The organism is Gemella parahaemolysans (assembly GCF_053758945.1).
The window spans coordinates 117,775-132,470 of record NZ_JBSMTP010000004.1 but is presented as its reverse complement, the minus strand read 5'-3'; the positions used below and the strand labels follow the sequence as shown (position 1 = coordinate 132,470).

The 14,696-nt window shown below is 30.3% G+C and carries 13 protein-coding genes; 8 read left to right on the top strand and 5 right to left on the bottom strand.

The features are described from left to right. Positions 1-1,998, top strand: a 1,998-nt coding sequence (locus ACWOBP_RS04410; RefSeq protein WP_455337631.1) for a MucBP domain-containing protein, incomplete at its 5' end; no start/stop codon positions are given. Between the two features lie 343 nt (positions 1,999-2,341). Continuing rightward, a complete protein-coding gene (locus ACWOBP_RS04405) occupies positions 2,342-3,448 on the top strand; it encodes a Gfo/Idh/MocA family protein (RefSeq protein WP_455337630.1) in 1,107 nt (368 codons plus the stop codon). A gap of 65 nt (positions 3,449-3,513) precedes the next feature. Here the strand turns inward: ACWOBP_RS04405 and asd are convergent, their stop codons facing one another. From asd to thrC, 3 genes are all read right to left on the bottom strand, one after another. Further along, positions 3,514-4,590, bottom strand: coding sequence for an aspartate-semialdehyde dehydrogenase (asd, locus tag ACWOBP_RS04400; protein WP_455337629.1), 1,077 nt, complete (start codon positions 4,588-4,590; stop codon positions 3,514-3,516). Between the two features lie 89 nt (positions 4,591-4,679). Next, complete coding sequence (thrB, locus tag ACWOBP_RS04395) at positions 4,680-5,561, bottom strand: homoserine kinase (RefSeq protein WP_455337628.1); 882 nt, start codon at positions 5,559-5,561, stop codon at positions 4,680-4,682. Further along, positions 5,561-7,033 carry a threonine synthase gene (gene thrC / locus ACWOBP_RS04390; RefSeq protein WP_455337627.1) on the bottom strand — a complete coding sequence of 491 codons (1,473 nt, stop codon included), beginning with the start codon at positions 7,031-7,033 and terminating at the stop codon, positions 5,561-5,563. The genes thrB and thrC overlap by 1 nt, the downstream gene beginning before the upstream one ends. Before the next feature lie 256 nt (positions 7,034-7,289). Here thrC and ACWOBP_RS04385 point away from each other — a divergent pair, with 256 nt between their 5' ends. From ACWOBP_RS04385 to ACWOBP_RS04375, 3 genes are all read left to right on the top strand, one after another. Continuing rightward, positions 7,290-8,444 (top strand): homoserine dehydrogenase, encoded by a 1,155-nt coding sequence (locus ACWOBP_RS04385; RefSeq protein ID WP_455337626.1) that lies wholly within the window; start codon positions 7,290-7,292, stop codon positions 8,442-8,444. A gap of 137 nt (positions 8,445-8,581) precedes the next feature. Next, complete coding sequence (locus ACWOBP_RS04380; protein ID WP_455337625.1) at positions 8,582-9,889, top strand: aspartate kinase; 1,308 nt, start codon at positions 8,582-8,584, stop codon at positions 9,887-9,889. A gap of 72 nt (positions 9,890-9,961) precedes the next feature. After that, a complete protein-coding gene (locus ACWOBP_RS04375; RefSeq protein ID WP_455337624.1) occupies positions 9,962-10,600 on the top strand; it encodes an NAD(P)H-dependent oxidoreductase in 639 nt (212 codons plus the stop codon). Positions 10,601-10,652: 52 nt separating this feature from the next. Here ACWOBP_RS04375 and ACWOBP_RS04370 read toward each other — a convergent pair whose 3' ends face one another. After that, positions 10,653-11,285 carry a YigZ family protein gene (locus ACWOBP_RS04370; RefSeq protein WP_455337623.1) on the bottom strand — a complete coding sequence of 211 codons (633 nt, stop codon included), beginning with the start codon at positions 11,283-11,285 and terminating at the stop codon, positions 10,653-10,655. Positions 11,286-11,442: 157 nt separating this feature from the next. Here ACWOBP_RS04370 and ACWOBP_RS04365 point away from each other — a divergent pair, with 157 nt between their 5' ends. Genes ACWOBP_RS04365 through ACWOBP_RS04355 form a run of 3 tightly spaced genes read left to right on the top strand, consistent with a single transcriptional unit; the run spans position 11,443 to position 13,295 of the window. Next, complete coding sequence (locus ACWOBP_RS04365; RefSeq protein WP_060913527.1) at positions 11,443-11,760, top strand: PadR family transcriptional regulator; 318 nt, start codon at positions 11,443-11,445, stop codon at positions 11,758-11,760. Then, complete coding sequence (locus ACWOBP_RS04360; protein ID WP_455337622.1) at positions 11,753-12,361, top strand: DUF1700 domain-containing protein; 609 nt, start codon at positions 11,753-11,755, stop codon at positions 12,359-12,361. Before ACWOBP_RS04365 ends, ACWOBP_RS04360 begins: the two co-directional genes overlap by 8 nt. After that, the gene (locus ACWOBP_RS04355) at positions 12,354-13,295 is read left to right on the top strand and encodes a DUF4097 family beta strand repeat-containing protein (protein WP_455337621.1); all 942 of its coding nucleotides are present in this window, start codon (positions 12,354-12,356) and stop codon (positions 13,293-13,295) included. Before ACWOBP_RS04360 ends, ACWOBP_RS04355 begins: the two co-directional genes overlap by 8 nt. Positions 13,296-13,403: 108 nt before the next feature. Here ACWOBP_RS04355 and ACWOBP_RS04350 read toward each other — a convergent pair whose 3' ends face one another. After that, the gene (locus ACWOBP_RS04350; protein WP_455337620.1) at positions 13,404-14,675 is read right to left on the bottom strand and encodes an LCP family protein; all 1,272 of its coding nucleotides are present in this window, start codon (positions 14,673-14,675) and stop codon (positions 13,404-13,406) included. Between the last annotated feature and the right edge of the window lie 21 nt (positions 14,676-14,696).

Genomic DNA, 14,696 nt, shown 5'->3' with positions numbered 1-14,696 from the left:
ACAGAACATGTCTACGAAAAAGTAAATACATTCTTCAAAGATAAAGAAGGAAACGAGATTCCGAAATATCCAAGTGAGCCAGGAACAGTAGATAAGAAAGATATTCCAGAATACAGATTCGTAGAAAGTAAAAAACTACCAAATGGAGACACAGAACATGTCTACGAAAAAGTAAATACATTCTTCAAAGATAAAGAAGGAAACGAGATTCCGAAATATCCAAGTGAGCCAGGAACAGTAGATAAGAAAGACATCCCAGAATACAGATTTGTAGAAAGTAAAAAACTACCAAATGGAGACACAGAACACATCTACGAAAAAGTAAATACATTCTTCAAAGATAAAGAAGGAAACGAGATTCCGAAATATCCAAGTGAGCCAGGAACAGTAGATAAGAAAGACATCCCAGAATACAGATTCGTAGAAAGTAAGAAACTACCAAATGGAGATACAGAACATGTCTACGAAAAAGTAAATACATTCTTCAAAGATAAAGAAGGAAATGAGATTCCAAAATATCCAAGTGAACCAGGAACAGTAGATAAGAAAGATATTCCAGAATACAGATTCGTAGAAACTAAGAAGCTGCCAAATGGAGACACAGAACATGTCTACGAAAAAGTAAATACATTCTTCAAAGATAAAGAAGGAAATGAGATTCCAAAATATCCAAGTGAACCAGGAACAGTAGATAAGAAAGACATCCCAGAATACAGATTCGTAGAAAGTAAGAAACTACCAAATGGAGACACAGAACATGTCTACGAAAAAGTTAAGACTTCATTCAAAGATAAAGAAGGAAATGAGATTCCGAAATATCCAAGTGAACCAGGAACAGTAGATAAGAAAGACATCCCAGAGTACAGATTCGTAGAAAGTAAGAAACTACCAAATGGAGATACAGAACATGTCTACGAAAAAGTAAATACATTCTTCAAAGACAAAGAAGGAAATGAGATTCCGAAATATCCAAGTGAGCCAGGAACAGTAGATAAGAAAGATATTCCAGAATACAGATTCGTAGAAAGTAAGAAACTACCAAATGGAGATACAGAACATGTCTACGAAAAAGTAAATACATTCTTCAAAGACAAAGAAGGAAATGAGATTCCGAAATATCCAAGTGAGCCAGGAACAGTAGATAAGAAAGATATTCCAGAATACAGATTCGTAGAAAGTAAGAAGCTGCCAAATGGAGACACAGAACATGTCTACGAAAAAATTAAACTACCAAGAATTATTGCTAGAGATAAGGAAGGGAATATTATACCAGGATTCGAATATGATATGTTATCACCTATTCTAGAAATTCCAGAATATCGATATACAGGTGAAGAAAAACTTCCGGATGGGACAATAAAACGTATCTATGAGCCTATTTTAACAATTCATAAAGATAAGCAAGGTAATCCAATTCCAAATGTACCTGAAATAGAAAAAGGAATTAAAAGAAGTAGAAATATTCCAGGATACCGTTTAGTAAAAACTAAGACATTACCGAATGGGGATATAGAGTATGTTTATGAAAAAAATTCGATTTCAGTAGTAGAAAAAATTACGAAATGGACAGATGATAATGGAAATCTGTTGAAACCATCAGAAAAAGGTCTAGTAAATTCCGGAGAAATTGAAGGATATGAATTTGTAAGAACAATTGTGGATGAAGTTGGGAATATCCAACATATCTTTAAGAAAAAATCTCGTATTCCTGAAAGTAGCAGAATTACAATATGGACAGATGAAGATGGAAATGAATTAAGATTATCAGAAAAAGGAACCAGAGGTATTGGAATGATAGAAGGATATGAATTTGTAAGGACAGTAGTTGAAGAGAATGGTAACTTACGTCATATCTTCAAAAAAGTGAGTGTAACAGCTAAAAAAGTACAAATAAAACGTCTAGCTAATACAGGAACTGAAACAACTAATGTAGTAGGATTAGGTGTATTATTAGCAGGAATTGCAACAGTAATTAAAAAACGTAGAAAAAAATACTAATAAGTTAATTATATTTACTTTCTTATAATAGAATTACATTAAAACTAAATCCGGGTAGATAGATGAAAATCTTAACCCGGATTATTTTTTATATACGATAAAACCCCTTTTTATTGGATAGTGCTTCCAGGAAAAAGGGATCTTATTTACTAAGTTAAATGAAAAATTTTATTAAACTCTAAGCAATAAAAGATATAAAACTAATAAAATTAAAATAGTTAACTTTATTTAAAGCATCAGATTGTGTTTACACAAAAATCTTGACACTGCCGTATTTTAAGATGTAGAATAATAGTATAATATAATTTTCTAATTTGATAGAAATTTAAAAGGGGATTTTAATATGACTAAGTATGGAATTGTTGGATCAGGTTATTTCGGAGCAGATTTAGCTCGTTCATTAGAAAAAATAAAAGATGCGAAGGTGATTGCAGTTTTTGATCCAGAAAATGGAGAGAAAGTTGCTAAGGAACTAGAAGCAGAGAATTGTTCAACTTTAGAACAATTGGTAACAAGAGAAGATGTAGATTGTGTTATCGTCGCAACACCGAGTAATTTACATCGTGAGCCAGTATTATTAGCCGCTAAGAATGGTAAACATGTATTCTGTGAAAAACCAATCGCTTTATCTTATGAAGATTGTAAGGTTATGGTTGAAACTTGTCGAGAAAATAATGTGATTTTTATGGCAGGTCATATTATGAATTTTTTTAATGGAGTACGTCACGCAAAAGAATTGATTAAGCAAGGGAAAATAGGAGATGTAATATTTTGTCATGCAGCAAGAACAGGATGGGAAGAAAAACAAGAAACTGTTTCTTGGAAAAAAAACCGATCACAGTCTGGAGGACACTTATACCATCACATTCATGAACTTGATTGTATTCAATTTATTATGGATGGTTTACCCGAGCAAGCAACTATGATAGGTGGAAATGTATGTCATGTTGGCGAAAATTTTGGTGATGAAGATGATTTCTTAATAGTTAATCTGGAATTTTCTAATAAACGATACGCAGTACTTGAATATGGGAATGCTTTTAGATGGGGTGAACACTATGTCCTTATAGAAGGTACAAAAGGAGCCATAAAATTAGATTTATATAATACTAGAGGTACTTTAAGAGTAGCAGGAGAAGGAGAGAGTTATTTCTTAATCCATGAATCAAAAGAAGAAGATGATGACAGAACGGCTATTTATACAGGTAGAGGAATGGACGGAGCAATAGCTTATGGAAATCCTAATGTACGTTGCCCTCTTTGGTTGCAAAGCTGTATAGATAAAGAAATGTTGTATTTGCATAATATTTTGAATGGAGAAAAAGTATCAAAAGAATATGAAAAACTATTAAATGGTGTCGCAGCTCTAGAGTCAATTGCGACTGCTGATGCATGCACATTGTCCTTAAAAGAAAATAGAAAAGTAAAGTTGAGAGAAATAGTAAAATAGAAACTAAGAGACTAATAATAACAAATACTCCAAGAGAAGTTCTCCTGGAGTATTATTTTATAATATTAATCTAAATATCCTAATTTTTTGATTAGTTCTGCAGTTAGGACAGCTCCACCAGCTGCTCCACGTAATGTGTTGTGAGAAAGTCCTACGAATTTGTAGGCGAATAGGTTATCTTCACGTAAGCGACCTACAGTAATTTGCATACCTTTTTCGTTGTCACGATCAAGTACTGGTTGTGGACGATCGTTTTCTTCATAGTATTTAATGAATGGTGTTGGAGCTAATGGTAAGTCGTATTTAGCAATTTCAGGAACGTGATTTTTAATTTTTTCAACTAAAGTTTCTAGTCCTGGGTCATTTTCTAAATTGAATGATACACAAGCAAGGTGCCCGTCAAGAACTGGAACACGAATACATTGAGCTGATAGTTTCATAGAGTTATCTGGAACGATTTTTCCATCAACCACTTTACCAAAGATTTTAAGTGGTTCTTTTTCACTTTTCTCTTCTTCTCCTCCGATGTACGGAATGATGTTTTCGATCATTTCAGGCCATTCGTTGAAAGTTTTACCACTTCCTGAGATAGCTTGATATGTGCAGATAGATGCTTCTTTAACACCGTACTCTTTAATTGCTTCAAAGATAGGTACATAGCTTTGAATTGAACAGTTAGGTTTTGTAACGATGAATCCTTTTTTAGTTCCAAGACGTTCTCTTTGTGTAGGAAGAACATCTAGGTGAGCAGAGTTAATCTCTGGAATAATCATCGGTACATCATCTTTATTTCTGTTTGCAGAGTTGTTAGAAACAACAACTACTTCGCGTTTAGCATAGTCTTCTTCAAGTTTGATTAAAGCTTCTTTATCAAGGTTGATGGCACAGAATACCATATCAATTCCTTCAGAAACTTCGTCAATTTTGTATAAGTCTTCAACAACTAATTCTTTAGTATATTCAGGAACTGCGTGGTCTAATTTCCAACGGCTTTCCATAAGTTCTCCATATTTTTTACCAGCAGAACGAGGTGATGCTGCTAATTTTACTACATCGAAGTATGGGTGATTTTCTAATAATACTAATAGGCGTTGACCTACCATTCCTGTTGCCCCAAGTACGGCTACTCTTGATTTTTGCATAATAAATTTCTCCTTTATTTATATAAAATTATTTCAAAAAAGAACTTCCTCTCTGCAATAGAAGAAGAAGTTCAAAAATTTTTAGCATATTAATTTAAAACTACTGTTCCTTCTTTATCAACTTTTAGTAAAATTGCTTGCCAGTTATATTTTAATTTAGCAAGTTCAGTTTTAATTTTTTCTATATTGTTAGTATCGCTAACTATATTCATAAGTGTAGAACCACTTCCAGAAATGAAAAATGCTGAACTATCAATCTTTTCACAGATTTCTCTTACTTCATGATATTCATGTATTATTTCTTTTCTATAAGGTTCATGGATTTTATCTCCCATAACCTTCTTAAGAAGTTCTAAGTCATAAGTTTCAAATGCTTTAATAACGGATCCAATACGTGACATTGAATAAATCGCATCTTGTAGTTTGATTTCTTTTGGCATTACTTTTCTAGCTTCTTCAGTAGAAGTTTCGAAGTTAGGAATTAATGCTAAGAAGTTAAATCTTTCATCGACTTCGTATCTTACAGTTACCGCTTCTTTACTATCAGTAGTACAAGATGAACTTAAACTTCCGAAAATAGCTGGTGAAACATTATCAGGATGTCCCTCAATTTCGTTAGCTATTGTAAAGACTTCTTGTTTATCAATAGGTGTATCTGTTAATAAGTATGCACCATAAATTCCGGCTACTACACATGTAGAGCTACTACCTAAACCACGACTAATAGGTACATCATTATCGATTGATATTCTAATACCCGAGATTTCTTTGTTTAATTTTTTTAATGTAGTTAGTAATGTTTGATATACTAGGTTATTTTCATTTGAAAAACGTTCTTCAAATCCTTCAAATTCAAGCCCACTGTCTAATTTCTCGAATTTGAATGTAGTGTAAAGTGTCAAAGCAACACCAAGGCTATCAAATCCACATCCAACATTTGCAGAAGTGGCAGGTACACGAACACTTACCATTATAAATCACCTAGTTTCTCTAAGATGTATTTTTTCATGTCTTCTTTATTGATTACATCTTTATGTCTAATTTCTTTTTTATCAAGATCTCTTAAGTTCTCAGGGATAACTACCTTAGTTTGCTCGTGAAGTTTGTTCATAAGAGTAAATTCGTTTTCACCTTGTGTTTCGAATAGAGAAGAGTAGACACTTTCTGTGAATTTATATGGAGATGCTGTTGATAGTACGATGCTAGCATGCTCATTATCTAAGTTTTCAAGAAGAACCTTATAGGCTACTGCAGTGTGTGTATCTAGTAGGTAGTTATCTTTTTCATAGATAGCTTTGATAGTTTCTTTAGTTTGTTCGTCATTAGCAAAGCCAGCTTGGAATTTATCTTTAATCTTAGTCAGTACGTCACCAGTAACTTCAAAACGTCCAGTTTCTTTTAAATCTTTCATTAGCTTAGCGATATATTCATTATCACAACCGCTAACGTAGTAAAGTAGACGTTCTAAGTTACTAGAAATTAAGATATCCATACTTGGTGATACTGTTTTTAAGAAGTCTCTGTTTTTATCATATACACCAGTTGTTAAGAAATCATAAAGTACATTATTGTTGTTACTTGCACAGATTAATTTATTAACAGGTAAACCGATTTGTTCAGCATAGTAACCAGCAAGAATGTTACCGAAGTTACCAGTAGGTACAACAAAGTTTACTTTATCGTTTAATTTAATTTTGTTTGTATTTACTAAATCTAGGTATGAAACAACGTAGTAAACTACTTGAGGAATAAGACGTCCGATGTTGATTGAGTTTGCACTTGATAACTTAATGTTTTTAGAAAGTAATTCTTTTTTGAATTCTTCATCAACAAATAGTTCTTTAATTCCACTTTGAGCATCGTCAAAGTTTCCGTGAATTGCACAAACTTTCGTATTTTTTCCTTCTTGAGTTTGCATTTGTGTTTTTTGTACTGTACTTACACCATCGTTAGGATAGAAGACCATGATTTTTGTTCTATCTACATCCTTGAAACCTTCTAAAGCTGCTTTACCAGTGTCACCACTAGTTGCAGTTAGGATAAGAATGTCATTTTTATCTTCTACTTTAGTAAGTGCAGTTTTTGTTAGTTGTGGAAGAAGTGATAGACCAACATCTTTAAATGCGCTAGTAGGTCCATTGAATAATTCAAGGATATATCCATCTTTTAACTCTACTAGAGGAGTTATGTTTTCATGAGAGAATTTTCCTCTATACGCTTCTTCAACACAGTTTTTAATTTCTTCATCACTGAAATTAACAAAAAGTCTTAGGACAGCTTCAGCCACTTCGTAATAACTTTTTCCGATTAGTTTTTCTAAGTCTAGTTTATTCTTTCCTAAATCTCTTAAAACGAAAAGTCCACCTTCTTCACTTAAACCTTGAAGAATAGCTTCACTTGGATTTAATTTTCTATTAATATCTCTTGTACTTTCGTAAATCATTTAAAATCTCCTTGCTTTATCGATGTATATATGATACAATGTTCTTTGTAAAAATACAAGTGTTTTTTATAAAAAGAACCTTAAAATTTTTTATAACTATAATTTTACACCAAAATAGGTTATAAAAACAGTCAAAATAATCAAAAAAATGAAATTTTTTGAAAATTCTTGATATTAAATAATTGACATGGAAAAAATACTTGATAAACTTTTAAATATAATTGAAAATAAAAATTGAATTTAGGAGAAAATAACTATGAAGATAGCGATTTTAGGATATGGAACTGTAGGTAGTGGAGTTTATGAGATAATAACAAATGGAAATACAGAGGAATTAAAGAAATTAGAAGTGAAAAGTGTTTTCGCAAGAAGTCGTGATAAAATGCATCTTGCTACTGATGATATTAATGAAATTATTAATGATGAAGAAATCTCGGTAGTTGTTGAATGTCTTGGTGGACTTAATCCTGCATATGACTTCATAAAGAGATCTTTAGAGAATGGGAAACATGTAGTTACAGCAAATAAAGCTGTAGCTGCTAAATATTTAGATGAATTTGTTGAATTAGCTGAGAAAAATAATGTAAAGTTTATTTTTGAAGCTAGTGTAGGTGGAGGGATTCCTTGGCTTGTAAACTTAGAAAGAACTAGACGTGTTGATGAAGTAAAACGCGTATATGGTATCTTCAATGGAACAAGCAACTTTATTCTTGATAATATGTATAGAAATAATCAGGAATTTAATTCTACACTAAAAACAGCACAAGAGTTAGGGTATGCAGAAGCTGATCCAAGTGCTGATGTTGATGGTGGAGATGTTGTGAATAAGATTATCTTAAGTAATGCACTTGCTTTCGATATTCATGTTCAACCTGATTTTCCAACATATTCTATGAGAAACATTACTAAAAATGATATTGATTACTTAAAACAATATGATTTAGCTGTTAAATATATTGGAGAAACAAATGTAGAAGACGGGAAGTATGAGACTTCTGTAATGCTTTCTATCTTTGGAAAAGAGTCTCAAGAAGCGGCAGTACCATTAAATAACAATATTATTTCTCTAGACGGATCATTCATCAGGGAACTTAAGTTTTATGGACAAGGTGCAGGGAAATTTCCAACAGGTAATGCAATTGTTCAAGATATAGTTGACATTAATGAAGGATCAACAAGGGTTGATGTTGTAATTAAGAATAATCTATCTTATTCAGAAGAACTGACTAGAAGAAATTATTTAGTTCGTTCATCAGTAGAGTTATCAGGAGAATTAGTAGAGAGTGTAGAAGAATATAAAGGTAACTTCTATGTTAAAACAAAAGAAATTTCATTAAAACAACTTACGGATTTAGTTGCTGAAGTGAAAGAAAAAGATAGCAAATTTGTTGTTGCTAAGTTTCATAAATAATCGTTATATAAAATAAAATGATTATTAGAAATAAAATTTAGATTTTTCAGAAAATTCATTGATTTTTTTGTAAATAGTTATATAATATATATTAGTGATAAATTATACAAATAATATTAATAGAAAAAGGAGAAAAGATGGTTAGAGTATCAAAATTTGGTGGAAGTTCGGTAGCGAGTGCTGAACAGTTTAAAAAAGTTAAGAATATTGTGGAACTTGATGATGCACGTCGTTTTGTTGTAGTAAGTGCTGTAGGGAAAGCAAATAAAGAAGATAATAAGGTAACAGATTTATTATACTTATGTTATGCACATACTAAGTATAATATAAATTTTGATAATATCTTTAAAATGATTGAAGATAAATTTATAGCTATTAAAAATGAATTAAACTTAAGTTTTGATATCGAAGGAGAACTTGCTAAGTTAAAAGCAGAGATTAGTAAAGGTATCGATGAAGAATACTTAGTGAGTCGTGGAGAATATTTAACAGCTTTATTAATGGCTGAATATTTAGGATATCACTTTGTAGATGCTAAAGATTTAATTTTCTATAATTATCAAGGTGAGATTGATTTTGAGAAAACTCAAGAAGCTTTTGATGCTGTTGTAAAAGAATATGATCGCCTTCTTATTCCAGGATTTTATGGAAGTAGACCTAACGGGGAAATTAAGATTATGACTCGTGGTGGGGGAGATGTAAGTGGAGCGATTGTCGCTAATATTGCAAATGCGAGTGTTTATGAAAACTGGACTGATGTGTCTGGAATATTAATGGCAGACCCTCGTATTATTGAAAATCCTCACGAAATTAAAGTTATTAGTTATACAGAACTTCGTGAACTTTCATATATGGGTGCAAGTGTGCTCCATGAAGAAGCAATCTTCCCAGTTCGTGATAAAGATATTCCAATACAAATTCGTAACACAAATGAGCCTACTGCTGAAGGAACTATTATCTCAGATAATAAACACCTTGACGAAAAACAAATTGTTACAGGGATTGCAGGGAAAAAAGATTTCTCAATTATTACGATTAAAAAACGTCATATGGCAAATGAAGTTGGATTAATTGGGAAAGCACTTAAAATTTTTGAAGACTTTAATGTTAGTATCGAGCATATTCCTAGTGGAATTGACTCATTCTCTGTTGTTGTTGAAACTGGTAATGTGAGACCATTTATTCATGAGTTAGTAGCTAAAATTAAATCTGTTTTAGAAGCGGATGAGATAAATGTAACTCACGAAATTTCACTTATCGCTACAGTTGGTGAGAAAATGAAAAATACAAAAGGATTATCTGGCAGATTATTCAAAGCTTTAGGTGAAGCTGGGGTAAATATTGCATTGATTTCACAAACTAATGATGAAATTAATATTATTGTAGGTGTTCATAATGATGATTATGAAAAAACTATAAATACTATTTATTCAGAATTCAAATAATATTAATGGCTTCTTATCTGATGTTAGATAAGAAGCTATTTTTTATAATATTTTATTTTATGAGGTGAAATTATGAAAATTTTACAGATTATGTGTCATCCAGATTTTGATGGAGAATATAGAATTTCTAATATTTTAGCAAAAGTTGGTGAAGAAAAATTAATAGAAGAAGGGTTTAACGATATCGAAAAGATAAATTTATATAATCCAAGTACTTACATTCCGATGATGGATAAGTTTATGTTCAATTATGAGGGAGTACAATTAACAGGAAAAGAACAGCGAGATAAAATTAGGCAAAAAGAATTATTAAAACAATGGAAAAGTGCTGATGCAGTATTTATTTATATGCCCCTTCACAATTTCAACATAGTATCAAAATTTAAAGATTACATTGATAATATCGTAATAGTAAATGAAACATTTAAATGTGAAGAAGAGTCTTTAATAGGATTAGATGATTCTAGTAAGCAAATAACCTTTGTCATAACAAGTGGAGGAGAATTTGATAAGCATATTCAATATATTAATCTGGACTTTGCAGTTCAATATGTTAGGGGAATATTTAGTGTAATGGGAATAGATAAAGTAAAAGTTCTACGAGTAGCAGGGTTAGATTTAGCATTTAATAATAAAGAACAGTTAGTTAAAAAAGCTATTTTCGATTTGAAAGAGTGGATAGAAGAATTTTCGAGAAAGAATAAAAAATAAGCTTAGAAGGAATAAGAGATTGTTTAATATGGTTTCTGATTCCTTCTTAGCTTTATTTAATATCGAATTCAAGTTGTTTCTCTTTTGAAGATAGAATTTTAAATTGACCGTTAGTTAAGTTAGCAATCCAATTTTCAAAGTTATCATAATCTTCCTGCATTACATAGATTGTATAAATAATTTTGTCAGTATACTCTAGGTTATTTACGATAAAATTAGTTTTTCCAATTTCATATTCTATTTTTCCGTTTAGACTATAATCTAATTCTAGTCTAACTTCAAAAGCATCTTTTCTTTCTACTAATGTTGCGTTTTTTAATGCGTTAATTACTCCGCCACCATATGCACGAACTAAACCACCAGTTCCTAGTTTAGTTCCACCGTAGTATCTAATAACTGTGGCACAGACATTTTTGATTTCGTTTTTTACTAGTACGTCTAGCATCGGAGCGCCAGCAGTTCCACTAGGTTCTCCATCATCATTAGCACGAGTTATTTCGTTATTATCACCAACTACATAGCATGAGCAAACATGTGTAGCATCGTAGTGTTTTTTCTTCATTTTTTGAATAAATTCTCTAGCTTCTTCTTCGCTGTTGATTCTAATTAGATGAGTAATAAATGTAGATTTTTTTTCAACAAATTCATCGTATGAATCTTCTTTAATTGTAATAAATTTCTTCATCATAGTACCTCCTTTGTAATTTATAATTTGCTAAATTTACTATATTAATTATGATGTATTATAAATAAAATGTCAATAATTAGAATATATTTCTCATTATACTACTTGACAAATCATACTATGCAATGTATAGTATTATGTAAAAGGAGATATTAGTATGGAAGCTCAATTAAAAAGAGGTTTATTGGAAATATGTGTTCTTGCTACTTTACGTAATTCTGAATCATATGGGTATAAAATTATAAAAGATGTTTCAAATGTAATTCCTATATCGGAATCAACGTTATATCCAATCTTAAAACGCTTGGAAGCAAACGATTGTGTTACCTCATATTCGGTGGAACATAATAGTAGACTAAGAAAATATTATAAAATTACAGATGTTGGTCTTAATAAAATTCAGGAATTTCTTATAGACTGGAAAGTAATAAGTAATGCACATAAATATATATTAGGAGATGAAAAATATGAATAAGACACAGTTTTGCGCTCTTTTGGAAGATAAATTAAAACCATATTTATCGCCAAAAGAGATGTATAAAACACTCAATTTTTTCGAAGAAATGATTGATGATCGTATTGATGAGGGCTTAAGTGAAGAAGAAGCTGTATCGCAATTAGGGGATATTAATATCATCGTTGATCAAATTTTAGATGAACATAATATTGAAAAAAAACAAACAAAATTAATATGGAGGTTTATACCACAAAAAATTCCTTCAGAGTTAGGATTTATTATTGGCGTATTATTATTTCCTGTTTGGATAACTATATTTGCTCTAGGTGCTAGTCTTTTTATAGTTATTCTATCTATAATATTTAGTATTGTGCTTACTATTATAGCTATTTTCATTGGTGGAATCTTATTAATATTAAAATCCCCATTTTATCTTATTTACGAAAGAAATATTTCGTATTTCTTAGATACTTTAGGATTTGGATTTGTTAATACAGGGATCGGTTTAATTGGTATTTATTGGTTGATAAAAATATATAAAATATCACGTCAAAATGGTATAAACATCAGAACAATTTTTGTGAAGATTTTCAAAAAAGAGGTGTATATAAATGAATAAATTAATAAAAATTTCTATTAGTTTTATAATTTTTGGACTAGTATTGATAGGATTAGCAACTTACTTAAATAATGGTCATATACCTAGATTTTCTTCTAATTCCGAGAAAAAGAATTATACTGTCTCAATTAATGATGTTAAAAATTTAGATTTAGATATTATTGATTCTGATGTAACTTTAGAAGAAAATACTTCTTCTAAAAACATAGAAATAGAATATTATACTGCTTTAGAACGTAAAGTTCGTATAGAACACACAGAAAATAAGTTGTCTATAAGAGAAAATAAAAATATTGTTGGTATTAATTTCAATATTTTTTCAGAAAAAAGAAAACTCATTATAAAAATACCTAAGTCTTCTAATATCGATATTAATTCGGAAAATAAAATAGGTGATTTTATTATAAAAGATCTCGATATTAAATCTCTTATGATAAATAGTAAAATTGGTGATGTATATCTAACTAATACTTCAACTTCTGATACGGAAATTAAGTTGGCAACTGGAAATTTAAAAATAGATAATTTAAAAAGTAAGAATAGTTCTCTAAAAATTAATGTTGCTACAGGAAATGTTAAATTAAATAATATTAATGATTTAAAAGATATTAGTATTGATAATAAAACAGGAGATACAGATTTGTCATCATCAACAATAAAAGATATTAATATAACTAATAAATTAGGAAATATTAAGGTAAGTAATCTTCCTAGTGAAAGTTCAGATAATATTAACTTAAAAACAACTACTGGGAATATTACTTTAAGTAATCTTACTGCAAATAATTCTATTACTCTTAAATCTACTGCAGGTGATATCATAGCTGAAATAAATGACGATGAGTCAAATTTCACAAATAGTTCAAATAAAAAGAAACAGTTATTCACTTCTTCGGAAACTGGAACTGTAAATGTAAAATTTTCAAATAAATAATTAATATCCCATCAAAAATAGTTTTTGATGGGATATTAATTATTCTTGGTTATTGTTTACGCCGATATTTTTATGAGTATTTGTTGTACCTAAACCAATTGTAATATTTTACTGCTCATTGCTATTGTTAGCACTATTTCCAGTATTACTATTTTCATCAGGTCTATTTTCATTACTTACGGTAATATCATTCTTTAAATCTGCTTTTGTAAGTTGCTCTGGAAGATTAATTAGTAAATCTTCAGGAGACATAACAGCTAAAGCGGCCTGAGGATATATATTTTTTGATAACAAATTATTTATTTTATATTTTTTTAATCCAATATTAATATGACCTTGATAATATATATTTAATAAATCTGTTGATTTAGGTAATGGTAAGTCTAGATTATCACGCAACGCAGATGATGCATATAGAAGTGACAGTGGGCGAGGATAGTAATAATATACACCGTTATACATCACATCATAACCGTCAATTCTATGAGAGACTATTTCAATATCATTATTGAAAAACATTTTTATTGCAGATGATATTTGAGTAGTTGTTAGATTATGTTCTACATTATCTCCAGCTATGTTTATAACCTCATTAATTTTTGAAAGTGCATTTAAGCTTTTTGCTTTGTCAATTAAAGCATGAATAGCTTGAAGTTGACGTTGTCCACGTTCAATATCACTATCGTAATATCTACTACGAGCAAAAGCGAGCGCTTTTTCACCGTTTAATGTATGCCAACCTTTAGTTAATTTAACAGTGTTTTCTTCACCATTAGCATTCTGTTCATCCATATCGAATGGTACATATAAATCAATACCACCAAAAGCATCAACTGTTTGTTCAAATGCTTTAAAATTAATTAATACATAGAAGTTAATAGGAGTATGCAGTAAGTTTTCAACAGCATTAGTTGTTCCTTTAACATCGTTATAAGCATGAGCGTGAGTTATTTTATCATAAAAATAAGCACTATCGTTATGTTCATCATCTTTTTCCCTCATAAGACTTAGAGAATCACGTGGTATACTTACCATATCCATGCGTTTTTTGTCTTTATTTACAGTAGCTAGAATCATTGAGTCTGTTCTACTATCTTCACGAGTTTGTCCTTGGGCTTTACGGTCATCATTCATATCAATACCTAAAATCAATACTGAGAACTTTTTGAAGTTAGGATCAACTTCTTTTAAATAATCTACATCTTTATATCCTTTTTGAGCAGAATTGGAGAAGTTGAAAAATGTATAAGCTGAAAAACCACCTATACCAACTATAAGTAATGTTAAAATTGTTAACAATATTTTTTTTAATCCACTTTTATTTTTATTCTTGTAAGAACGAGAACTAATTCTTTTTCGTCTAGAAAATTTTTCTTCCATAATTAATAATAGACCCCTTTT